This window comes from Vibrio sp. VGrn 2 (assembly GCF_009361695.1).
Taxonomy (GTDB): Bacteria; Pseudomonadota; Gammaproteobacteria; order Enterobacterales; family Vibrionaceae; genus Vibrio; species Vibrio diabolicus.
Genome location: NZ_RBWD01000002.1, coordinates 157,320 through 181,826, shown reverse-complemented (window position 1 = coordinate 181,826; position 24,507 = coordinate 157,320). Strand labels below are relative to the sequence as shown.

Annotated in this window: 20 protein-coding genes; 17 read left to right on the top strand and 3 right to left on the bottom strand. The window is 43.5% G+C overall.

Features of this window, described 5'->3' with window-relative positions; genetic code table 11:
• Positions 1 to 437 precede the first annotated feature (437 nt).
• The 7 genes from D8S93_RS04705 (at position 438) to D8S93_RS04675 (ending at position 8,973) form a co-directional block, all read left to right on the top strand.
• Positions 438 to 2,318, top strand: coding sequence for a DUF294 nucleotidyltransferase-like domain-containing protein (locus D8S93_RS04705; protein ID WP_152812223.1), 1,881 nt, complete (start codon positions 438 to 440; stop codon positions 2,316 to 2,318).
• Positions 2,318 to 3,064 (top strand): 3'-5' exonuclease, encoded by a 747-nt coding sequence (locus D8S93_RS04700; protein ID WP_101911959.1) that lies wholly within the window; start codon positions 2,318 to 2,320, stop codon positions 3,062 to 3,064. The genes D8S93_RS04705 and D8S93_RS04700 overlap by 1 nt, the downstream gene beginning before the upstream one ends.
• A 191-nt stretch (positions 3,065 to 3,255) precedes the next feature.
• A complete protein-coding gene (locus D8S93_RS04695; protein WP_005393381.1) occupies positions 3,256 to 4,917 on the top strand; it encodes a BCCT family transporter in 1,662 nt (553 codons plus the stop codon).
• Between the two features lie 314 nt (positions 4,918 to 5,231).
• Entirely contained in the window at positions 5,232 to 5,765 is a 534-nt protein-coding gene (gene ectA, locus D8S93_RS04690) for a diaminobutyrate acetyltransferase (protein ID WP_005393379.1), read from the top strand.
• 34 nt (positions 5,766 to 5,799) lie between these two features.
• Entirely contained in the window at positions 5,800 to 7,065 is a 1,266-nt protein-coding gene (gene ectB, locus D8S93_RS04685; RefSeq protein WP_005393371.1) for a diaminobutyrate--2-oxoglutarate transaminase, read from the top strand.
• A 15-nt stretch (positions 7,066 to 7,080) separates the two neighbouring features.
• Positions 7,081 to 7,467 carry an ectoine synthase gene (locus D8S93_RS04680; RefSeq protein WP_005393369.1) on the top strand — a complete coding sequence of 129 codons (387 nt, stop codon included), beginning with the start codon at positions 7,081 to 7,083 and terminating at the stop codon, positions 7,465 to 7,467.
• Between the two features lie 84 nt (positions 7,468 to 7,551).
• Positions 7,552 to 8,973 carry an aspartate kinase gene (locus D8S93_RS04675; RefSeq protein ID WP_005393366.1) on the top strand — a complete coding sequence of 474 codons (1,422 nt, stop codon included), beginning with the start codon at positions 7,552 to 7,554 and terminating at the stop codon, positions 8,971 to 8,973.
• Between the two features lie 184 nt (positions 8,974 to 9,157).
• On the opposite strand, the gene D8S93_RS04670 is transcribed toward D8S93_RS04675, so the two are convergent.
• The gene (locus tag D8S93_RS04670) at positions 9,158 to 10,723 is read right to left on the bottom strand and encodes an arylsulfatase (RefSeq protein WP_152812220.1); all 1,566 of its coding nucleotides are present in this window, start codon (positions 10,721 to 10,723) and stop codon (positions 9,158 to 9,160) included.
• Positions 10,724 to 11,116: 393 nt separating this feature from the next.
• Here D8S93_RS04670 and D8S93_RS04665 point away from each other — a divergent pair, with 393 nt between their 5' ends.
• A complete protein-coding gene (locus tag D8S93_RS04665) occupies positions 11,117 to 13,438 on the top strand; it encodes a multiheme c-type cytochrome (protein WP_152812218.1) in 2,322 nt (773 codons plus the stop codon).
• Between the two features lie 58 nt (positions 13,439 to 13,496).
• Here D8S93_RS04665 and D8S93_RS04660 read toward each other — a convergent pair whose 3' ends face one another.
• Positions 13,497 to 14,285 (bottom strand): formylglycine-generating enzyme family protein, encoded by a 789-nt coding sequence (locus D8S93_RS04660; RefSeq protein ID WP_152812216.1) that lies wholly within the window; start codon positions 14,283 to 14,285, stop codon positions 13,497 to 13,499.
• Between the two features lie 177 nt (positions 14,286 to 14,462).
• Here D8S93_RS04660 and D8S93_RS04655 point away from each other — a divergent pair, with 177 nt between their 5' ends.
• The 7 genes from D8S93_RS04655 to D8S93_RS04625 all read left to right on the top strand — a co-directional run bounded on the left by D8S93_RS04655 (position 14,463) and on the right by D8S93_RS04625 (position 22,323).
• Complete coding sequence (locus D8S93_RS04655; RefSeq protein ID WP_152812214.1) at positions 14,463 to 15,785, top strand: anaerobic sulfatase maturase; 1,323 nt, start codon at positions 14,463 to 14,465, stop codon at positions 15,783 to 15,785.
• Between the two features lie 40 nt (positions 15,786 to 15,825).
• Positions 15,826 to 16,908, top strand: a complete 1,083-nt coding sequence (locus D8S93_RS04650; protein WP_152812212.1) for a tetratricopeptide repeat protein — start codon at positions 15,826 to 15,828, stop codon at positions 16,906 to 16,908.
• A 159-nt stretch (positions 16,909 to 17,067) separates the two neighbouring features.
• Entirely contained in the window at positions 17,068 to 18,069 is a 1,002-nt protein-coding gene (locus D8S93_RS04645) for an HAD family hydrolase (protein WP_152812210.1), read from the top strand.
• Between the two features lie 188 nt (positions 18,070 to 18,257).
• Positions 18,258 to 19,031, top strand: a complete 774-nt coding sequence (locus D8S93_RS04640) for a DeoR/GlpR family DNA-binding transcription regulator (RefSeq protein ID WP_152812208.1) — start codon at positions 18,258 to 18,260, stop codon at positions 19,029 to 19,031.
• Positions 19,032 to 19,042: 11 nt separating this feature from the next.
• On the top strand, positions 19,043 to 20,083 hold the full coding sequence (locus D8S93_RS04635; protein ID WP_152812206.1) for an oxidoreductase: 1,041 nt from the start codon (positions 19,043 to 19,045) through the stop codon (positions 20,081 to 20,083).
• Positions 20,080 to 20,556 (top strand): heme-degrading domain-containing protein, encoded by a 477-nt coding sequence (locus D8S93_RS04630; RefSeq protein ID WP_150918628.1) that lies wholly within the window; start codon positions 20,080 to 20,082, stop codon positions 20,554 to 20,556. The genes D8S93_RS04635 and D8S93_RS04630 overlap by 4 nt, the downstream gene beginning before the upstream one ends.
• A gap of 189 nt (positions 20,557 to 20,745) precedes the next feature.
• A complete protein-coding gene (locus D8S93_RS04625) occupies positions 20,746 to 22,323 on the top strand; it encodes a sensor domain-containing diguanylate cyclase (protein WP_152812204.1) in 1,578 nt (525 codons plus the stop codon).
• 51 nt (positions 22,324 to 22,374) lie between these two features.
• Here the strand turns inward: D8S93_RS04625 and D8S93_RS04620 are convergent, their stop codons facing one another.
• Positions 22,375 to 22,932, bottom strand: a complete 558-nt coding sequence (locus D8S93_RS04620; RefSeq protein WP_012841873.1) for a DUF3750 domain-containing protein — start codon at positions 22,930 to 22,932, stop codon at positions 22,375 to 22,377.
• Positions 22,933 to 23,413: 481 nt separating this feature from the next.
• Here D8S93_RS04620 and D8S93_RS04615 point away from each other — a divergent pair, with 481 nt between their 5' ends.
• Positions 23,414 to 23,776 (top strand): hypothetical protein, encoded by a 363-nt coding sequence (locus D8S93_RS04615; protein ID WP_012841872.1) that lies wholly within the window; start codon positions 23,414 to 23,416, stop codon positions 23,774 to 23,776.
• Positions 23,777 to 23,811: 35 nt separating this feature from the next.
• Positions 23,812 to 24,288 (top strand): GNAT family N-acetyltransferase, encoded by a 477-nt coding sequence (locus D8S93_RS04610; RefSeq protein WP_048626344.1) that lies wholly within the window; start codon positions 23,812 to 23,814, stop codon positions 24,286 to 24,288.
• Positions 24,289 to 24,507 lie beyond the last annotated feature (219 nt).

Genomic DNA, 24,507 nt, shown 5'->3' with positions numbered 1-24,507 from the left:
TTATCTGTCCTTTTTTGTGTGTTTATAACTGTTTAACGATTTGTACTCTAATTAATTTTAGTTCAACTTTCAACGAATGGGGTTCGGTTAACTGGATTTTATGTGCATACAATGAACAATGAAGGCGGTGTGGTTAAATAGTGTTTTTATTAACAAAAACAGATGCTTGTGGTTGGTTTTGTCTTTGCTTAACTTTTCCATGACATTGGTTTGAATTTATTTTGAAGTTTTTAGTACATTTTAACTCAGCCCATCTGCATAGCTATAAGGAGAAATAGATTAGAGGTCTATATTTAAAAACATTAGAGCTCTAATTTTTGGTTGGAGTTTTATTCTGCGAACTAGGTTAGGTGTTGTTATTCTTAGATTTATTCATTGATTGATTTCAATCTTGGTGATATTTATCGCTGTAGTTTAGGCAACGTATGGAATAAAAGATGGAAGCCGAACAGTTAGAGGTGCTCAACTTCATTAGCCAGTACCCACCTTTCGATGATCTACCCGAAGAGCAGTTAAAAAAGATCGCTCTAAATGCCGAGGTTGCATACTTTCGGCAAGGCACAGAGATACTCAATTTTGGAGACACGATCCGCGACTTATATATGGTGAGAAGCGGCGCTGTGGAGATCTACCGACGTAAAGGCGAACTCTATAACAGGATTGACGCTGGTGGACTGTTTGGACAGATGGGGTTGTTAATGAACAACCGTGTGCGTATGCCTGCCAAAGCGATAGAAGACACCTTGGTTTACTGTATTCCGGAGGATATTTTCAACGAGCTTTGTGATGAGTTTGAAAACTTTGCTGACTACATGGAACTGGAAGACAGCGCGCGTTTGCGAAGCGCAATATCCAGCCGCTCAGAAAGCAATGACTTTACCACTGCCAAGGCACGTAAAATCTTAGCGAGAGATCCGGTAACGTTGGAGGCGACGGCATCGATTCAAGAAGCCGCGATACTGATGGCGGAGGAAAATGTCACCTCTTTGCTTATTGTTCGCCCAGCAGAAGAACTCACAGAAGAAGATGATGAACAACTACTTGGAATATTGACTGATCGCGATCTATGTATTCGCGTATTAGCTCAGGGCATTGATACCAATATCCCCGTGAGTGAGGTCATGAGTTATGACGTGGTGTCTCTGGATTACAACGCTTATGTCTTTGAAGCCATGTTAACCATGTTGCGCTACAACGTGCACCATCTCCCAATTTTAAAAGATAAAAAGCCGATAGGAATTATTGGCATGACGGATATCGTCCGTTATGAATCTCAAAACAGCTTGCTGCTCGTTAGCTCTATCTTCCAACAAACCAGCGTTGAAGATCTCAAGCAAGTTTCTGAACAAGTGAAAAACTGTTTTGTGCGAATGGTGAATGAAGATGCCAACGCTCATATGATTGGTCGAGCCATGTCGGTCATTGGTAGTAGCTTTAAACAGCGTTTGGCTGAATTAGCAGAGCAAGAGCTTGGCCCTGCGCCAATTCCGTATTGTTTGGTCGCTATGGGATCGATGGCCAGGGATGAGCAGTTAATTGTAACGGACCAAGACAACGCCCTTATTCTCGACAACAGTTATGATGTTGAGATGCACGGGGAGTACTTTGAAAAGTTTGCCAAATTTGTTTGTGATGGTTTAGCAGCATGCGGCTATGCTTACTGTACTGGCGACATTATGGCAACCAATCCAGAGTGGCGAAAAACCCGAGCGGAGTGGGAGGAGTGCTTTGGCAACTGGATAGATAACCCAACTCCTGAAAGGTTGTTAAACAGTAATATCTTTTTTGATTTATTAGGTGTTCATGGGCGAGTGAAGTGGGCGGAACAATTAAGCAGCTTTATTGTTAGGCGCGCGAAAAGAAACAACCGCTTCCTTGCATGTATGGCTTACAACGCGATACGTCGTACACCGCCATTGGGCTTCTTCAAAGATTTTGTTATGGAGAAAGATGGTCGTCACCGCAATTCTATTAACTTGAAAAGAAGAGGTACTGCGCCATTGGCAGATTTGATTCGAGTGCATTCATTGGCAATTGGTTCCCGTTCGCAAAACTCGTTTGACCGTTTAGACGATATCAATGATGCGGGCATTTTACCTAAAGGTCGAGGAATGGACTTGAGGGATGCAATGGAATTGATTTACATGGTTCGAATTCGTCATCAAGCACTCGATATCGAAAATGGAGATGAACCAGATAACAACATTGAGCCAGAGAACATGTCAGAGTTTGAGCGCCGAAACTTAAAAGCTGCTTTCCAAATCCTTAGTAATGCACAGAACTTCATCAAGTTCCGATACCAGAGAAGTAGCAAATAATGTGGTTCTCAAAAAAGGCAGCAAAAGATCAGCCGTTGTTGGATACGTCTCGGACGCCAGAGTGGTCAACGTTATTCAAACAGCTCGCGAAAGAAGCAAGAGACGAGAGACTCAAACGTTATTACTCGACACCGATGGTTAATGGGGAAACACCAATTGAGGAAGTGCCATTTGTCTCGGTAGATTTTGAAACGACAGGTTTGAATGCGGAAGAGGATGCAATTCTCACGATTGGACTTGTGCCGTTTACCATTGATCGTGTTCAATGTAGTGGCTCTGCGCATTGGGTTGTTAACCCTAATCGTGAGTTAAACGAAGAGTCAGTCGTGATTCATGGCATCACTGATTCTGAAGTCAAAAACGCGCCCCAATTAACCCACATTTTAGGGGAAATATTGGATGCGCTGTCAGGCAAAGTTGTGCTTGTTCATTATAAAAATATCGAAAGGCAGTTTTTTAATAACGCGTTGCTGAATAGCATTGGGGAGGGGATACAGTTTCCCGTTGTCGATACGCTAGACATTGAACATGCGATACAGCGCCGTGAATGCAGTGGCCTATTCAATAAGTTAAAAGGTAAGAAGCCAGGCTCTGTCAGGCTGGGGCATGCTCGTGAAAGGTATCGCCTTCCTGCTTATCAACCTCATCATGCTTTGACCGATGCGCTGGCAACTGCTGAACTGTTTCAAGCACAGTTGCAATATCATTTTAATCGAAGCATGCCAATCTCTTCGATTTGGCAATAAGCGTTGTTTATGATGAAGACAATAAAATGCAATGAAAGGTAGGGGGCTTTGCGATTATTATGGCGGACTGAGTAACCGCTTATAAGAACTATGTTTTTTGAACATGTGCTTGGTAGTGATGGGAGGTTTCATCACTCAAACTCCGACGAAAGTAATTTAAATTTGGTCACGTATTTTTAAGGAGATTATCCGTGAGCACCGATAATAACGGTGGCATTCAACGCCCCGATGGAAAGGTAAACGCGATAGACACTGACTATCAAATTGGTCAGGATAACGTCGCGTTAAAAGTAGGCCCGTTTGGCCTTGATATTCATAACCGTGTTTTTGCAATTTCTGGTTTAGCAATCATCCTATTTGTTGTAGTAACACTATTATTTCGAGAACAGGTAGAGCCGTTTTTCGCAGATCTAAGAGCGGGTTTGTTACACCATTTGGATTGGTTCTTCCTCGCATCTGGTAATATTTTTGTCATTGTCTGTGTTGGGTTGATTTTTACACCGCTAGGTCGGGTACGAATCGGCGGTACAGAAGCGACGCCAGATTATTCCTATGCGGGTTGGCTGGCAATGCTCTTTGCAGCAGGTATGGGTATCGGTCTGGTGTTCTTTGGTGTATCAGAACCTATGTCTCATTTTAGTTCTGCTATTGGTGGCGTGAACGTTGAGAACGGTGTTCGTACTGACTGGGCCCCTCTAGGTGGTGCAGAAGGCGATGCAAGTGCTGCATCTGCACTAGGCATGGCGGCGACGATTTACCACTGGGCGCTTCATCCGTGGTCAATCTATGCGCTATTGGCTCTTGGTTTGGCGATTTTCTCGTTTAACAAAGGCTTACCACTTACCATGCGATCCATTTTTTACCCACTGTTTGGTGAGCGTGTATGGGGTTGGACTGGTCACATTATCGACATTCTTGCCGTTGTCGCGACAGTTTTTGGTTTGGCAACGTCTCTAGGTTACGGTGCGTCTCAAGCCGCAACGGGTTTGAACTTCCTGTTTGATGTTCCAATGACGAATACTACGCAGGTACTATTGATTATTGGCATCACCGCACTCGCTTTAATCTCAGTTGTTGCGGGACTAGACAAAGGCGTGAAAATCTTATCTGAGATCAACATGGGTCTCGCTGCGCTTTTACTGCTTTTTGTTATTGTTGTCGGCCCGACGATCGCGATTTTAACGGGCTTCTTCGAAAATATAGTGTCATATGTGGCTAATATTCCTGCCCTATCAATGCCATTTGGACGAGAAGACGTAAACTATTCTCAAGGTTGGACAGCATTCTACTGGGCTTGGTGGATTTCTTGGTCACCATTTGTAGGTATGTTCATTGCGCGTGTATCTCGTGGTCGTTCCGTTCGTGAGTTCATTATTTGCGTTATCCTTATCCCTTCTTCTGTTTGTGTGTTATGGATGACCGCTTTTGGTGGTAACGCTATAAGCCAATACGTGAGCGATGGTTATGAAGCCGTGTTCAACGCGGAATTACCGTTAAAACTATTTGCCATGTTAGATGTGATGCCTCTAGCTGAAATTACATCTTTCGTCGGTATTATTTTGGTGGTGGTATTCTTCATTACCTCTTCAGACTCTGGTTCACTGGTTATTGATACTATTGCTGCGGGCGGTAAGGTCGATGCGCCAACGCCTCAACGCGTGTTCTGGTGTACGTTTGAAGGCTTAGTTGCGATTGCATTGATGCTTGGTGGTGGCCTAGCGGCAGCTCAAGCAATGGCCGTGACCACAGGCCTACCATTTACGATTGTTCTGCTTGTTGCAACGGTTTCTCTAGTAAAAGGCTTGATGGATGAACCTCGTCCGAAAGCGGTTTCTAAGAAGAAATCGAAATAACCAACATCAGCAGTTAAATATTTGAATAAAGCGGCATGCGAAAGCATGCCGCTTTTTTTTGATTTTTGAATTTTTTGCAGAGAAATGAAGACCATGGAGGACTGTTTTTTCTGTTCGTTTTTTATACTTATTCTTTAAGTGATTTTTTAATAAATTAGACCTCGAACTATTTTAAGATTTGGTTAAATGGCTTATTTTTGTGATGCTTGTCACAAAAGTACCGATAAAAAGGCGGATTATTTGATTTTTAGTCGCGAGGAATGCCCATAATAAAAAGGAAATTTAATTAGACCTCAAAGGATATGTATTTCCACATGATCACATCAGCACCTTGGGTTCTTTATCCAGAGATTGGAGAAGACTCAAGTAAAAAATGGATTTTTCGTGAGCCTAAAATCTCTGATGGTGACGACATTTACAGCTTAATTGCAGACTGTCCTCCATTGGACATGAACTCATCTTATTGCAATTTCCTACAGTCTACGCATTTCAGCAAAACCAGTATTTTGGTTGAGCAAAAAGGCGAAATCGCAGGTTTCATTTCCGGTTATCAGAAACCAGACGAGCAAGACGTTTTATTTGTCTGGCAAGTTGCAGTCTCACCTCGCTTTAGAGGTCACGGTTTAGCATTCCGCATGTTGAAAGAACTTCTCACCCGAGAGGAATTGGGCGGTGTTAAATCGGTAGAAACTACCATCACGGAAGATAATAAAGCCTCTTGGGCATTGTTCAAAAAGTTAGATGCGATGAACGGCAACTCTGGCCAAGTAAGCACATTTTTGGATGAAGAAGCCCACTTTAAAGGCAAACACGATACAGAATATTTGTATCGCATTCCTCTCAAATAATCCTCAAACAATAGGAATTAAAAACGGTCTCATCATGGATATTTTCAAAAAGCAGGAATCCAACGTACGCTCATATTCAAACAATTTCCCAGTCGTTTTTCGTAAAGCGAAAGGCTGCTGGCTGGAAACAGAACAAGGTGAACGATACTTAGACTTCCTTGCTGGAGCGGGATCTCTAAATTACGGCCATAACAACCCAGTACTTAAGCAAGCATTGCTTGAGTACATTGAGATGGACGGTATTACTCACGGTTTGGATATGCACTCAGAAGCGAAAGCATCGTTTCTTGAAGCGTTGGATACTTACATCCTTAAACCAAGAAACTTGGACTACAAAGTTCAGTTTACTGGCCCAACTGGTACTAACGCCGTTGAGGCAGCACTTAAGTTAGCGAAAAAAGTAAAAGGTCGCGACAGCGTCGTTGCATTTACCAACGGTTTCCACGGTTGTACAGCTGGCGCACTGGCTGCAACGGGTAACCAGCATCACAGACAAGGTAACGGTTCTAGCTTAAGTAACGTCACTCGTATTCCATTTGAAGGTTACGCTGGCGTTGATGGTCTAGCATTGTTCGAAACCATGCTAAACGACAACTCTGCAGGTATGGATAAACCAGCCGCTGTACTTCTTGAAACTGTGCAGGGCGAGGGTGGTTTAAATGCTGCTTCAAACGAGTGGTTACAACGTTTGAGCAAAATCTGTAAAGCCAACGACATTCTTGTGATTGTCGATGACATTCAGGCTGGCTGTGGACGTACAGGTACTTTCTTTAGCTTTGAGCCGTCAGGTATTCAACCAGATATCGTGACGCTATCGAAATCGATCGGTGGTTACGGTTTGCCAATGGCCGTCGTTCTACTTAAACCAGAGCTAGACCAGTGGAAGCCAGGTGAGCATAACGGCACGTTCCGTGGCAACAACCATGCATTTATTACCGCGGCGAAAGCATTAGAAATTTATTGGGCAAATGATGACTTTGAAACACACATCAAGCAGTGTTCAGACAAAGTAAGTGCTGTTATTGATCGCTGCGTTCGTCGCTTCCCACAAATGTTTGTGCAGAAAAAAGGTCGCGGCATGATGGTTGGTATTGAGTGTATCAACGGTGATATGGCATCTGAAATCGCGAAAAACTGTTTCGAAAACGGAATGGTAATTGAGACAGCTGGCCCTGACGACGAAGTCGTTAAGTTCTTCTGCCCACTTACGATTAGCGAGTCAGAACTAGACCAAGGACTAAGCATCTTTGAAAGTGCAGTGGAAACCATTGCTGCGAAACATTTCAAACAAGCATCTTAATAAGGATTATTAATTATGATCGTCAGAACACTCGATGAGTGTCGCAACAGTGAGCGACGTGTGGTTTCAGATAACTGGGAAAGTGTCCGTATGTTGTTGAAAGATGACAACATGGGTTTTTCTTTCCACATCACTACGATTTATGAAGGTACTGAAACACACATTCACTATCAAAATCACCTAGAATCGGTTTTTTGTATGAGCGGTGAAGGTGAAATTGAAGTCGTTGGTGGAGAAACTTATCCGATTAAACCGGGTACGTTATACATCCTTGATAAACACGATGAGCACTACTTGAGAGCTTATAAGAATAAAGAAATGGTAATGGCGTGTGTATTCAACCCACCAATTACCGGCGCAGAAGTGCACGATGAAAACGGTGTTTATCCTCTCGTTGACTAAAAGATAGAGGTGGGGTGCTTGTCGCCCCACGATCAACTATCTCTTCTTTTTTCTTTTAAAGTTACCAATCAAAAAAGGCTTATCATGACATTTACCGTAGAAAAAATCGGCGGTACATCAATGACAGCATTTGATGCTGTTCTCGACAACATTATTCTTCGTCCTAAATCGCCATACAATCGTATCTTTGTCGTCTCTGCATACGGCGGTATGACCGACGCGCTACTCGAATGTAAAAAAACCAGTAAGCCAGGTGTTTATCAGCTTATCGCGAAACGTGATGACAAATGGGAAGAAGCGTTAGCATACGTTGAAAGCCGTATGCTGCTCACAAATGAAAATATTTTCGCGGACCCAATGAATCGTATCCGTGCAGATAAATTCATTCGCTCACGTATTGCTGAAGCGAAAAACTGTATTGCGAACATTTTAGAAACTTGTCAGTACGGTCAGTTTTCGCTACGTCAGTATTTGCCTCAAATTCGAGAGTTTCTGTCGTCTATCGGTGAGGCGCACAGTGCTTACAACACGGCACTGAAACTAAAAAATATGGGTATTAACGCTAAGTTCGTTGACCTGTCCGGTTGGGACAATCAAGCGCCAAGAAGCCTTGATGAATCGATCAGTGATGCGTTTGCTGATATCGATGTGTCAAAAGAACTGCCAATCGTTACAGGTTATGCTTACTGTAAGGAAGGCCTAATGCACACTTATGACCGAGGTTATAGTGAGATGACATTTAGCCGAATTGCAGCGATCACAAAAGCGGATTTAGCGGTAATTCACAAAGAATATCACTTGAGCTCTGCAGACCCGCGTGTTGTTGGTCCTGAAAAAGTTTTGCCAATTGGTAGTACAAACTATGACGTAGCAGACCAACTTGCTAACCTTGGCATGGAAGCGATTCACCCAAATGCAGCCGCAGGTTTACGTGAGAGTGGTATTGAGCTACAGATTAAAAATACATTTGAACCTGAACACGAAGGCACTTTGATCTCTTCAAGCTACCGCCCAGAAGAAGACAAAGTCGAAATTATCGCAGGTAAAGAAAAGGTGTTCGCACTGCATTTGTTTGACCAAGCGATGGTGGGAAAAGCCGATAACGTTAGCTACGAATTAATGGAAATTATCTCTGATGCTCGCGTAAGTTTAGTTGGTAAAGAGATGAACGCGAACTCTATTACTTACTATCTAGGTGGCAGTACTGATAGCTTGAACAAAGTATTGTATAAAGCTGAAAAACGCTATCCGAATGCGTCGATTAAAGGCCGTATGGTCGCGCTGATTTCAGCCATCGGTTCTCAAATTGACACTAACAAGACACTAGCGAAAGGTGTACTTTCTTTGATGAACAATGGCGTAACGCCAGTTGCACTTCACTCATCAATGAGAAATGTAAACGTTCAGTTCGTCGTGGGTGATAAAGAATATCAGCGTGCGATTTGCGCGTTGCATGATGAATTCTTTCAGAGCAATAGTTTAACTAAATCGGTTAACGTAGCTTAGTTTATTCACGGTTAAAATACAAAGGAGAGCAGGTTTGCTCTCCTTTTTTGTTTTTCTGTGTTCTCAATATGGGCCCGCTTTGCATGGAGTAAACTACCGAGCTAAGTGTGTTCCCATTCCGAGATACAGATAAGCCAGCAGAACTCTGCTGGCTCAGTAACGCAATCTAGAGTGATTAATTAGATTACTTAACTTTATTCACTTCCTGTTTAAGCATTTCTAACTGCTGCATCTTTTCTTGCATCTGCAAAGAGTCGTAATTTAAAGAAGCAGGGTTCATAGTTGTACCGCGTTGCATTGGGTATTCAGGTAACGTTTTAAAGAAGTCGCCAACAACGTCTTGAATTGGTACAAACAACCACATGTTGTCTGCCATCCAACGTAGGTACATTTGTGACTCGCTAGGACCTTTTTCAAATGGGTCAGCACGTAAGTGAATGATCTTAGGCCAGTTTGGTACAGATCGCACGGCGTCGCTTAGGTTTCCTTCCAGAGTTGCAAAGTGAAGTTTCCAGTCATTCCAGCGTACTGCGTTTAGTTCACCATTTGAGGTGAAGTAGAGCAGAGACTCACGTGGTCCTTTGTCTTCTTTGCCCTCGAAGTATGGCATGAAGTTGTAGCCGTCTATATTGACACGCCAGTCTTTACCATTTGCTTTGTAACCTTCAGCAAGCTTTTCTTTCACGTCAGGAACGCCAGCTGCCGCCAACAATGTTGGCAACCAGTCTTGATGAGCCATCATTTCGTTGATTTTCGTTCCTGGCTTAATGACACCAGGCCAACGCACAAGTTGAGGCACACGCATACCGCCTTCCCAAGTCGTGCCTTTCTCACCGTGGAATGGGGTTGCGCCCCCATCAGGCCAAGTCATGGTCTCTGCGCCGTTATCTGTTGTATAAATAACGATGGTGTTGTCAGCAACGCCTAACTCATCGAGTTTGTCGAGCAATACGCCGACTTGATCGTCATGCTCTAACATGCCATCAGCGTAAATGCTAACACCGGATTTACCTCGGTACTTCTCTTGTAATCGGGTCCACACGTGCATGCGCGTAGAGTTATGCCAGATGAAGAAAGGCTTATCTGCTTTAACAGCTTTCTCCATAAACGACAAAGTGCTTTCGAGGAACTCTTCGTCCGCGTGTTCCATGCGTTTACGCGTCATTGGGCCAGTATCTTCAATCTTACCGTCGGCATAAGATTTAATTACACCACGAGGACCATAGTTTTTACGGAACTCTGGGTCTTTAGGGTAATAGTAGGTTTCGGGCTCTTCTTCTGCATTAAGGTGGTACAAGTTACCAAAGAATTCATCAAAACCATGATTGGTAGGTAGGTGCTTATCTTGATCGCCCAAGTGGTTTTTACCGAACTGAGCTGTCATATAACCTTGGTCTTTTAGTAAGTCAGCAATAGTTGGTGCCCAATCTGGAATCCCATGGTCGGAACCCGGCATACCAATCGTCAGCAAGCCAGTGCGAAATGGTTCTTCGCCAGTAATGAATGCTGCTCGACCCGCAGTACAAGATTGTTGGCCGTAATGGTCTGTAAACAAAGCACCTTCGTTCGCGATACGATCGATGTTAGGGGTTTTGTAACGCATCATACCTTGGTTATATGCGCTGATGTTCCAGTAACCGACATCGTCACCGAAAATTGCGAGTATGTTGGGTTTGTCTGCCGCCATCGCTGCGCTGGACGTTGCTAACAGTCCGACGCCTACTGCGATTTTTCTCAATTGGTTTGCCATAAAAAACTCCAGATGGTTGAGAGTAACGAGAAGCACAAGTAAACCTTGTGCTTAGGTGCTGCATAAGTTAATGATGTGTATAGAAAAATCCTCTTATACTCTTTATAACCATAAGTTATTGAGGGTATTAAACTATTTGTTTCTAAAGAAAAATACTTGACATTCTGATGGTTTGGGGAGGTTTTAAAAATAGAGATGGGTCACTAATGAATACCAGAGCAGGTTGCTGGTGAGACGAATAAAGTTTCAGCAAAAACACCGAGATACTCCCTAATCGGGGGACGAAGAATGGAGCACTCATTTTGAAGGCCTTTCACTTCTAATTATTTGTATAACCAAGGGGTTAGCGACTATATTGATTCAAGTTGCACCATCTAAATACTAAGGATAGTTATGAGTCAGTGGGCAGTTCGGTTTCGGTGTCTATTTCTGGGTATCGTCATGGTGAGTGGTTCGTTTTTTTCCCAGGCATCAGTGATAGAGAGTTCCCAAAATACCACGAAGCTTGGGTTGGAATATGTCGGCACGCAAACGTGCGCGGAATGTCACCAACGAGAGGTGGAGGCTTGGAAGGGCTCTCATCACGATATGGCAATGAAACACGCAAACTCAGAATCTGTTCAAGGTGATTTTGATAACCGCACAGTGACGCATGATGGGCAACCCAACCGTTTTTTTAGACAAGGCGAGGAGTATTGGGTCAATATTCAAGGCCCTGATGGTCAATGGCATGATTATAAAATTAGCTACACATTTGGCTGGGAACCGTTACAGCAATATATGGTGGAGTTTGAAGATGGTCGTGTACAGCTCATTCCTTTTGCGTGGGATTCAAGGACGAAATCGGAAGGTGGTCAGCGCTGGTTTCACCTTTATCCAGAGACAACAACGACAGATGAGTTTTACTGGACTAACACTGGGCAAAATTGGAATTTCATGTGTGCAGACTGTCATTCGACCAATGTAAAGAAGAACTATGACGCAATCAAAAATACCTACAACACGTCTTGGTCCGAGAGCAATGTTGGTTGTGAAGCGTGTCATGGCCCTGCAAGTGGACACATCGAGTTGGCGAAAAAGTCCGCATCTACAGGAGGCTCTTTCGATACAGATAGTCACTATGGTTTTGACCGAAATTTATCTAAAGCGGTAACCGAGTGGGTATTTGAGAAGGGCCACAGAACGTTACAACCAAAAGCAATCGCAGAAACAAATCAAGTTCAGACGTGCGCACAATGTCACAGCCGTCGAACGCAGTTAAATGAGACTGGTGATCACATTCAAGGCTCATTTTTAGATAAATATCGGTTAAGCCTGATCACTCCAGAACTCTACTACCACGATGGCCAAATTTACGATGAAGACTATGTTTACGGTTCATTTCTTCAGTCTGAAATGGCTGAAAAAGGCGTAACATGCACCAATTGCCACGATCCTCATTCGGCAAAACTAAACATCCCAGAAGAGGCAGTATGTTCACAATGTCATATTGCGTCAGAATATACCCCAGAAAACCACACCTTCCATGAAGCAGGATCCAAAGCGTCACAATGTACGACTTGTCACATGCCAGAAACGACATATATGCAAGTCGATCCTCGTAGAGACCACAGTTGGCACGTACCTAGACCTGACTTGAGCAAACACATCGATACGCCCAATGTATGTACGTCTTGTCATGAGGATAAGAGTAACCAGTGGGCGGATGCGCAGATAGCCGAATGGTTTCCTCACTCTCAATACCGCAATCAACAACACTTTGCTGTCGCGTTTTATGCCGATGCAATTGGGCACAAAGGGGCGGCGAATGCTCTGGCTTACTCTGCTCAGGATTCATCATTAAAAGACATCATACGAGCTTCTGCATTAGAGCGAATGGGCGGCAATACTGACCAAAATACGACTGTTTCGCTCGCAAGGGCCGTTAAAAATGAGAATGAAATGATTAGACTCGGCGCAGTCGCGGGCTCGTCTGGTTATGAGTTTCATGATCGATGGCGAATTTTAGAGCCACTGCTAGATGATCCCGTACTTTCAGTGAGGGCGGAGGCGGCTTCGGTATTAGTGACCAGCTATGCGCAAATGACGCCGTTACAAAAAGATAGGATTCAACCACCGCTTGAAGAGTACATGGACATTCAAAAGTTTAACGCCGATCGTGGTTTCGGCAGAACCAATTTGGCAAATGTATACCGCAGCTTAGGCGAAATCGATAAGGCAATTGCGTTATACCAAGAAGCGATAAGTATCGAGCCTTATTTCGAAAATAGTTACGTGAATTTATCGGACCTGTATAGACGCCTTGGGAAAGAAAAAGCTGCGCTCTCGGTGTTACAACAAGGAATGAAAGCTCAGCCTAAATCCAGCTCATTACCTTACAGTGCTGGTCTTTCTTTGTTACGCCAAGGCAAGGAAGATGAGGCCAAAGCTCTACTTAAACATGCCGCAGAACTAGGAAAGACTAACGCTCACTACTGGTATGTTTATGGTCTAGCTTTAGAAAAAAGTGAAGTTCTGGAAGCCAGTAAGGCATTGCAGACTGCGTTTAAAGTTGGTGGGAACCCTCAACATTTATATGCTCAATGCGAAGTTCTAGCGAGAAATCATAAAAAAGGTGCTGTCGCTTTTGCTTTCGATAGGTGTCTAAAAGAGCTGAGTAATTATGCTCCTAAGCAGGCTATTGATCAGCTGAAAGCATCTATTGCGAATCTGTAGAGATTAAACACCAATAGTAAAAAGTGGAGCCTTTATCGCGCCACTTTCTCTACTTAGTTTAGTCTACGTCTTTCGCTAGTCTAAGGCCCATGTCAGACATAATGACGGATTGGCTGGCAAAATCGCGGCGATAGTTTTCAGATTCGTCTGCGCCATAAGCAAAGCTGCCGCCACGTACAGACTTGTGTGCAAGGCTTTCTTTTTCCTCTTTTGCGTTTACCGGATTATCACTGGGCGCTGTTTTGTAATAACCTTCGTCAAAAGCATCAATCACAAACTCGCCTACGTTACCTGTCATATCGTACAACCCGAGCTCGTTTGGTTGCTTTTGACCTACCTTATGAGCCTTATTGTGCGAGTTATTCGCATACCAAGCCACATCGTCAATATTGTTTGATCCAGAAAAAGTGAAGCCTTTACTTAAAATTCCGCCTTTAGCGGCAAACTCCCATTCAGCTTCTGTTGGTAGACGGTAATGCTCTCCCGTTTTTTCATTCAATTTCTTAATGAAATAATTGGCTTGTTGCCAACTAATATTATTGACGGGTGTATTTGGATCTCGAAAGTAGCTCAGAGAGGAGCCAGTGACAGCTTCAAAGACCGATTGAGTTACCTCGAATTTTGACAAATAGAATCCATCAACGTTAACAGTGCGAGCTGGGCGCTCTGACTTTTTGGCTGATGGACTATCTGCGCCCATCGTAAACTGCCCACCTTCGACAAGAACCATATCTTGATCGATTTTCTGAGCGAGAGAGTGTGGTGGGGTTGTTGCACACCCATTAATTATCAGCGTGACCGACATGGTTGAGACAAAGGAAATAATCTTACTTTTGGGATGCTTCATTCGGCGACTCCGTCAACGACTTTGGTCAGAAAGTCTAGCAAGCAAAACCATAACAAACGGTTATACGCACTATAACAAGCGCCGAGAATAATTGAACATTATCATCACCCTAGGCGATTAACTCGATGATTAGGTTTGACATCATTGGGGACAGGTTAGCAACTAAGAAGGTGATGAATGCACATAACTCAAGGGCCGCAGTTCAACGGAAAAGCATCTAAGCGTTTACATGTGATGGCAAAGCCCATTGGTGCTGCTTGCAACATCGATTGCACTTATTGTTATTACTTAAGCAAACAAGATTTGTTGGAATATAAGCAAGGGTGCTCGCCAATAATGGATGACGAAACCTTAGAGAGCTATATCCGCCAATACATAGAAGGGCAGAACACACCTGAAATTATCTTCTCTTGGCAAGGTGGAGAGCCAACCATGCTGGGGTTGGATTACTTCAAAAGAATTGTTGAATTACAAGATAAATACCGCCCTCATGGTATTACGATCTCTAATGATCTTCAGACTAATGGCACGCTTCTTAATGATGAGTGGTGCGAGTTTCTAAAAGCGAACCACTTTCTCGTCGGTTTAAGCATCGATGGCCCTGAGATGATGCACAACGCTTACCGAACAAACCGAGCGGGAAGAGGTACATTTAAACAAGTGATGAACGCCGTTGAGCTATTGCATAAGCATGAAGTGAAGTTTGCAACGCTCACGTGTGTGAACAACTTGACTAGTCGTAACCCTTTGGAAGTGTATCGCTTCTTACGAGATGAAGTATGTTCCCCTCAAATGCAGTTTATTCCGATTGTTGAGCAGAAAACTTTCAGAACAACAGCGCCACAAACTTGGAAGCCCAATGAGCAACTGATGCAAGGTGATAAACGTCTGATTCCCGGTCACAAGGATTCGGTTGTCGAGCCATTTTGTGTGGCGGATGAAGCATGGGGTAACTTTCTTATCGCGATATTCAATGAGTGGGTCGTGCATGATATTGGTAACGTTTTTGTACAGTATTTTGAAGCAAGTTTGGAAACATGGATGGGAAGCAAAAACCCACTATGCACGCTAGGTGAAATCTGTGGCAAAGGTTTAGCAATGGAACCAAACGGTGATGTCTTTGCGTGTGACCACTATGTTTACCCGGAATACAAGATCGGAAATATTCACCGCGAAAAACTCGATACTCTCGCTTATAGCCCTGACCAGCAGAAATTCGGGTTTGCTAAAAGTCGTACACTGCCTCAGCAGTGTGTTCATTGCGATTATCAGTTTGCATGCTTTGGAGAATGCCCTAAAAACCGCTTTATTCGCACCAGAGAAGGTGAGCCCGGCCTTAACTATCTATGTGCAGGTTGGAAGAAGTTTTTTGCGCATGTCGACAAATCAATGGCGTACATTTTACGAGCGATGGGCAACCCTGTGGTACACGGCAAATACAGTGATAAGGCTTTGCACCTGAAAGCGTCTAATCGACCTGTTTTTGACATTAAGTTCTAAGATTCAACTGGTCCAGTTTTATAAAAGTAAGGTCTCATCAATGCACAAGATAACGCGTTTTACGAAGTCACTTTTAACGTTCACGATGAGTGTAGCGTTAAGCCAAGGCGCTTGGGCTCAAGATAAACCTCTGCTCAATTCAGATAAAGTTCCACCCGTTGAGATAGCATCTCAAGAAGAACCAATGACGCTAGCACAACAAGTCGAAAAGTTGTCTTATGATGCACAAAACAAAAAGTTGTCTTCAGAAAAGCGTATTGATGCTTTACGTGAACTGGCCAACTACCCCAGCCAAAACGCTTTGGTTGCCGTCGCTCGTGGTTTGAAAGATGCAGATGCTGGAATTCGTGAAGCGGCAATTGTAGGAGCTCAACCCTATATGATAGAGCATCGCTGGCGTCTGGTTTCCCCGTTGCTAAGTGATGATGATGCAATGGTTCGAATTACCGCAGCGATAAACTTGGTTCGAGATTACGCTAGTTTAAGTTCAGAGCAGCAACAGTCACTTGAAAGCGCGGTGACTGAGCTAACATCCTACTTGTCGCAGAAAACTGACAATGTTTCTAAATTACTCCTTGCCGATGTATATCGTTGGCATCGAGAGTGGGACAGAGCGGCATTGATTTATTCAGAGCTAACCAAGCTGATGCCAAGTAACCCGCAAGTCTGGTTAAGCTATGCGGACAATTTTCGAGCGCAACAAAAAGATCGGCAAGCTATCCAAGTACTTGATGAAGCAATCACACTTTTTCCTGATAACGCTGCTTTGCATTACTCGAAGTCATTGGCGCTAGCAAGACTTGGTGAGAAGCATGATGCCGCTAGCGAAATTGAAAAGGCCGCTAACATGGCAAAGAACAACAGTTATTTTTGGTACTTGAATGGTGTTCTGCAAGAAGAGTTAGATCTTAAAAAATCTGTGGACGCTTTTGAAAAAGCTTATTTGATCTCTGGCGCGCCGGAGCAGCTTTATGCAGTGTGTGATATCTACATTCGTTACGACAACCCCAAGTCTGATCAGTGTTTAGCGGAACTTAAGAAAGTGGCTCCGGATTACGTGATTGATGAGCTTAATCAGAAAAAGGGACGTCAAAGTACTTCAGAGCAGGTTGACGCCAGCTAACTCAACACTTTATCAGTAAGCTTCTTTAATTAAAGCGTGTTTCTAGTTACAAGGTCACTTTCTGGTGTCGTTGCATATGTTGCTCTGAATTGCGCTTGTTAATCGTGAACTATACTTTCATTTGGATTTGCATCCCGTACCTCAATATAAGGAATTAAAATGGCTATAAAGTTAAAGGTGATTGTCCTTGCGACAAGTTTTGCTCTGTCTAGCTATAGCATTTCTGCTGATGTGCAAGATCCTCTGCCGTCATGGAACAACACCGGTGCGAAGCAAGCTATTATGGCGTTTGTTACTAAAACGACGACTCAAGGCTCGGACGCTTATATTCCTGAAAGCCAAAGGATCGCTACGTTTGATAATGACGGGACGCTGTGGGCAGAAAAACCCGTTTATCTACAGCTGTTTTTTGCGATCGATAAAGTGAAAGGGATGGCCTCTGAGCATCCTGATTGGAAAACAACAGAACCTTTTGCTTCGGCAATAAAAGGTGACTTGGAGGGGGTTGGCAAGCAAGGCCTTGAAGGTGTGATGCAGCTTGTTATGGCGACTCACTCCGGAATGTCGACTGATCAGTTCCATCAAGAAGTGAAGGAGTGGATGAAAACGGCCGTTCATCCTACGACGGGAAAGCCATACACTGAAATGGTTTATCAACCGATGCTTGAGTTACTCGACTATTTGAGAGTAAATGACTACCAGACCTATATAATTTCTGGAGGTGGCATTGATTTCATGCGTGTTTGGGCACCAGAAGTATACGGGATCCCAACGCAAAATATCGTTGGGACGACATTAAAAGCGGAGTATCAGGTCGTTGATGGACAGCCGACTATTCAGCGCTTGCCAGAAATTGATTTTGTGAATGATAAAGCGGTGAAGCCTGTCACGATCCAGAACTTCATTGGTAAGCGCCCGGTGATGGCATTTGGTAATTCTGACGGTGACTTACAAATGCTAGAGTGGACTAAAGCGGGGTCTGGCCCACGATTTTCAGCGGTTATCCATCACACGGATGACAAGCGTGAATGGGCGTATGATAAAGACTCTCACGTGGGGAAATTAGACAAATCATTTAAAGTGGGTGAAGAGCAAGGTTGGTTGTTTGTCGATATGAAACAAGATTGGAATCAAGTTTTTAAAGAAGCCATGAAAAAGTAGCGACCCAGCCAACGTAAACATTACACCAAAAATTTTTTGATAGGGGGGTGATGAGCAAAACGCTCTTCATCTCCTCAACTTAACAATTCTGTTTGGTATCAGCATAAGCAAATATTGCGTGCGTCCGTATTGGTTATTTGATTGCTGTGTGGCATTATTGCTTAAAACCACTTAAGTAAATTTAAGTAATGACGCAAGAAGAGCGATTGATAGAGCTTAGAGCCAAGCTAGAGCTACAAAACAAAATAACGTTATCGGAAGTTTGCGAGTATTTTGGCATATCGCGAGATTCAGCGCGTCGAGACTTAGTTAAGTTGAGCCAACTACCGGGATTACAAAGAATCCGAGGTGGCGTCATGCTTGCCCCAATATCTTCCTCTACAGAGGCGTACTCTAATCGACCAATTAGTGACACTAAACATCGCCTCGCTCAAGCGGCCGCTAAGCTTTTGGATGAGCGTGACCACCTTGTTATTGATACCAGTACTATCTTATCTCTGCTCCCACTTTACGTAGAAAAAGCACGCTGTGAAGAAGATAAGCTCAACGTGGTCACCAACAGTACTGACGTACTGCTCGCTGCTGAAAAAAGTGAATCAATGGACGTCCATTTCTTAGGTGGACACTTTGACCCCTACGCCAGAGCGATCTTGGGTGCACAAGCTGAACAGCAAATGAAGCAATATCATGTGAATAAGGCGTTTATTGGTGTGTGCGCGTTGTCATCCCGAGGGTTGACGACAAATAATGAGCTAGAAGCAACCATGAAACAAACCATGATAGAGCAAGCTCAACAAGTCATTGTCGTTTGTGAATCCCGCAAAATTGGAAGCGACAATTTTCACCATGTATGTGATTTGTCAAAGATCGACATCGTTATTACCGATCATGCTCCTCAATCAGATTTTCAACAACTTCTCGACCACAATGATATTGAATGTATTGTTGTTTCACCGAAATAAGGAATCTTAGTATGGCTTACGATCCCGTAAAGACCGCCGTGATTGGTTACGGATATTCAGCAAAAACTTTCCACTTACCCTTCATTAAAGCACTGCCAAACTTGACGTTGAGCGCAATAAGTTCTCGTCAACATGAAGCGGTCCAAAATGATTGGCCAGATGCTCAGTGGTTTGCTGATGCCAATACTTTACTCGATGACAGTGACGCTGAGCTTGTGATCATCACTGCGCCAAATGATGTGCACTACGAGCTCGCAAAGCGCGCGTTGAACAATGGGAAACATGTCATTGTCGAAAAACCGTTTGTAACGCGCATAGAAGATGGGAATGAGTTGATCGCCTTAGCAGAAGAAAAAGGATTGGTTCTGAGCGTTTTTCATAATAGGCGTTGGGATGGCGACTTTCTCACCGTTAAATCGCTTATCGAACAAGGTAAGTTAGGTGATGTGAGGCTGTTTGAGTCGCACTTTGATCGCTACCGTCCTGAAGTTCGTCAACGCTGGCGAGAGCAGGCTCAAGATGGCGGTGGTATTTTATTCGATCTTGCTCCCCATCTTCTCGATCAGGCCTTGGTGTTATTTGGTTTGCCAGATGCGATAGACGCACAGTGTCGAATGATGCGTCCGGGCGCGACGACGATTGATTACTACAACTTAGTGCTTCATTACCCAGACCATATTGTGCATTTACATTCAAACTTATACAGCCCAGAACCAAACCTGCGTTATAAAGTATTGGGTACTGAGGCTAAATATGAAAAATACGGATTAGATCCTCAAGAAGGCTACTTAAAAGAAGGCCGATTATCGGAAAACGATGCTTGGTCGGAAGAGGACGAGGCGTTATACGGTGTCCGCTACGACGAAGACGGTGCGCAAACTATCAAAACGGAGAGAGGTGCGTATCAAGCTTATTTTGTTGGTGTAGCAGATGCCATTCGTTTGGGTACTGATAACCCGGTTCCTGCCGTTCAAGCAGTACAGAATATCGCTCTGATTGAGATGGCATTGGAAAGCAGTAAAACGGGTAAAACGATTCAGGTGAAATCATGAGCTTAACGCTTGAGCTCGTCGCTCAACAAGAGCATGAGCTTCAATTGAAAGAGTTTAACCACCAAGTAGCGTGGTCTATTGGTTTGGCTTTAAAAGAAGCGGCGGAAGCCTGTGACGCGGCTGTGGCTATTGAGGTCTACGGTTTTGGACAAACGCTATTTCAATACGCGATGACAGGAACGTGCGCTGACCATTTGGATTGGGTTCGTAGAAAGCGAAACTCAGTATTGAGATATGGTCACAGCTCTTACTACCTCTCGCTATACAATAAGCAAAAGCAACGTGATTTTGAAAATCAGCCACATCTCGATGCGCGTGAGTATTGTGCTCATGGCGGCGCGTTCCCAATTCGAATCTTGGGTTCTGGTTTAATTGGGGTTGTGACGGTATCGGGTTTACCGCAGTTAGATGATCATCAGCTTGTTGTCGATGTATTAAAGGCAATGGTAATGACCAGCACAGAGCTTGCTTAAAGTTGTGCGATATTACAGTGGCACGGCATTTATTTTGTGTCACTGAATTCTCTTATTAGCTCATTTTGCGTCCTATTATGTGAGAAAATATTTAATATTGCTCCCAACTTCCTACCTGAAAATTAAATCGATTTCATATAACCTATACGCTCATTCATACAAAAAGCCATCGAAGCTGGCAGTTGGCAAATGTCCTTTAGAAGAAAAGAAAAACTTAATCTTAGAAACCTTATTGTAATCTTGTGTGTTTTCAGTGTGCTTGTCACTTTGATCAATGCGTTTTATTCGATCTATCGAGTGCAACGAGATCTCATTATCAATAACACGTTAGAGTCCAACCGCGTTTATGCGCAAAAAATGTCAGAAATGACGGACTCTTTCATAGAAAGCTCAATGTCGCAGCTAAAATACAGTGCGAACTTGCTAAAAGATAAGATGCACGATGCTCAGTTTCTTGACGAAGAGGCGGAGAGGCTGAGAAAGCAAACCAAATCATTCAACTCTGTGGTTGTCGTTAATGCGAAAGGCGTCATTATTTCTGTATCACCAGAGACACTTCAGGTTAAAGGTGTAAAGCTCGTTGGTGAAAGAAAACGTCAATCTTTAAATGCTCAAGCGCCCGTTGTCACTGAGCCATTCATCTCACCCGCAGGAAATTATCTGTTAACGATCTCATACCCTATATTTTCTCAGTCCAATGAATATTTAGGCTATATCGGCGGTACTATCTATTTAGAGAAGGACAATATTCTTGCGGAATTACTTAGCCAGCATGCTTACAAAGATGGCTCTTTCCTTTACGTTGTGGACGAAAGCAATACGCTGATCTACCACCCAGATAAATCGCGGGTTGGTGAAGTGATCAACGATAATATTGCAATTAACGCCGTGACAATGGGTCAGCGTGGTAACAAAGAAATTGTGAACTCTCGTGGTGTTGAAATGCTAGCAGGGTATGCACCAGTTGAATCATCAGGGTGGGGAATTGTCGCTCAGCGCCCGAAATCAATGACGTTAATGGTGCTAGATGAGCAGATGTGGAGTGTATTTTTCAAATCGATTCCAATTGGTTTATTAACTCTGCTGTTGATCTGGTTCTTCTCTCTACTTATTTCAAGACCATTATGGCAATTGGCTGGCGCTGTTCGAGGAGTAGAAGAGCACTCCTCATCCATCGATGATTTGAAGCTGGTTAAGTCTTGGTATTTTGAGGCTTCACATTTGAAGCTCAGTTTCCTCAAAGCGTTTGGTATCGTTTCAAAAACCATTGATAAGCTGCAACTGGATACGCTAACAGACGCGATGACTGGGTTGTTAAATCGACGCGGCTTAGACAAAGTTCTAGGCTTGTTTAAGCAAGAAAACACCGCTTTTTCTATTTTAGCTTTGGATATTGATCATTTTAAGAGCGTCAATGATAACTATGGTCATGATGTGGGTGACAATCTACTCAAAGAATTCGCTCAGTTGATGAAAGAGCAAGCCCGAACGAATGATCATCTTTGCCGTTCCGGTGGGGAAGAGTTCATGATGTTCCTTGAAGCGACGGATGTTCATCACGCGGTTGATGTCGCTGAGCGGATTAGGCATAACGTAGAAAAACACGATTTCATGGTCGTTGGTAAGGTAACGGTATCACTTGGTGTTTCTCACTGGAAAGGCAACGATATGCCAATTGAAGCGGTAATAAAAGACGCTGACAACGCTCTGTATAAAGCAAAGCGCAACGGAAGAAACAGAACCGAGTTGGGTGAAGACGCACAATAGGTATAGTGCTATGCGCTGAACGTAAAACGCGCCAGTTACCAAGCTTTTGTTTTACTCGTTGGCGTAGCCGCTACCAATTGCTCTAAATGGCAAGTCGAGTTCTAACTCCGGAATTTGCTTGCCCACCCAAGCCGGGAACGTGTTGCTATTTGGCCCTGGAAATAACGTGTATTCTTCAGCCCAAGGGTATTGGTTGATAACGCTTTGTATTTTTGGGATAAGTTTATCGGCCTTTTCACCTTGTATTGAGAGTATTTTTTCTGGCTTCGCACCATACCAGTAGCGATCTGGTGTGCCCGTTTGGTATTGATACAGAGCGGGTTGTCCACGATTCACGCGCCACCCGACCACTTCATACACGGTATATTCGTTCGCATTTTCAGGCTTTATCGCAAACCAAGTGTGCACCGCAAACCAGCCTCGCCAACCAAATGCATCTGCGGCATAAAACTCAATTACGGCATGTTTTACATTGGAAGGGTCGGGCGCGATACCGGCAGGCTCTCTGCTTGCGGTACGCCAATCTCCTTGAGTGCATCCACCCATCAAAGCTGCGATTGATATCAAGCCAACTTTTAACAGATGAGTAAAACTGAGAGAGTTTTTCATTGATCGCTCCTAGACCAACCGATGTTGGAAATGCTTTATTGATTTTAGCTATAAAATAGGTGCAAGCCTTATTGTCAAATCTTCCCTTCGTTAAAAAGAAGGGAAGGCTAGCGCCACAATATCGGATCATACGTGATAATGAGATGAGTAGATTTGTAACATGTGGCATAGAAAATATTGTCTTTCTCTATTAACTCGCTTAGTTGCGTATGAAAAAGTAAGAGCTTGTACGTATATTGCTTACACTATTTGTTTCTTTTAAATTCAATAAAAACAACTGCTTGGGTGTTGTTGGGGGCGATTAAATAGGCTGGTTTATCCTCAGCTGCATTGTGATTTCCCCATTTTTAGCGGAATTTCATCGTACATCCTTTTACTGTATTTAGAGACTTGCGTACACCTGTGGCACAATGGGCGATTATTGAAGGAGTGCTGTTTGGTAATGCAAATGGCAGAAAAATAACTAGAAATTGAATAACCAATGTTTAAATCAAAAAGTATACTTGCATTATGCACGTTCGCATTTGGCTGTTTTGCCAATCAAGATAGTGAACCAACGTCCGTTGTACTGAACTATGGTGACTCTTCACTCAGTGCTGATATTCAAGCAAATCGAAAATTTCATGTGGTCCAAGATAATGAAAATGAGCATGTGGAGTTTTCTGGAGGAGTCACGAAAGAATATTCCGATTACATTGTGAATATACATATCATCAGAAAAAGCAAAATACGCAGATCAAGTCGAGAGCTGAATACCACCGTATTGATGAACAGCGATCAGCTTGAAAAGCCTTTAGTGGTTGGTATTGAAAATGATGAGTTCACCAGTATTACTTTGCGTTAATACTTGGTATTTATCGAATAGGAATGGTTGAACCGATGCTCTCAATACGTCGCTATCGCACAGAGGATGCTCCAATATTGTGGACACTTTTTTACCACACTGTACGAGTCATTAATCGTCGCGATTATACCGAATCACAAGTTTCAGCTTGGGCCCCATCAGATTTTGATCTCAACTCATGGCAACGCACAATGGATGCTATTCAACCCTATATTGCGGAAATAGAAGGGCAGGTCGTTGGCTATTGTGATTTGCAAAGTGACGGCTTGATTGACCATTTCTTTTGTCATCATGAATATCAAGGCCAAGGTATTGGTCGTGATTTGATGTCTTTTCTATTTTCACAGGCGAAAGTACAGGGGATAGAGCGACTGTACTCTGAGGTGAGTATCACTGCACGACCTTTCTACGAGAAAATGGGGTTCACAGTTAAGGTTCAGCAACGTGCTGAAGTTAGGGGAGAAACCTTAACTAACTTTATGATGGAAAAGTATATTTCACTGAAATCGTGAGCATTTAGTGAGCTTGAACACAGATATAAAATGTTTTCCAATGTGAAAACAAGTTCATTGATCTCGCACCAAAGTTTTGTTTGAAAACAGTGTGCATAATCTTCTCTGGAACAAGCCATTACTGCATTTTTCGTCTCTGAAGGCTTAGTCAGAGCCTAAAAGCCTCGGTATTGCGGTGGGTAATGGCGTTCCAAACGCCAAACGTGTCTGGCTAACCAT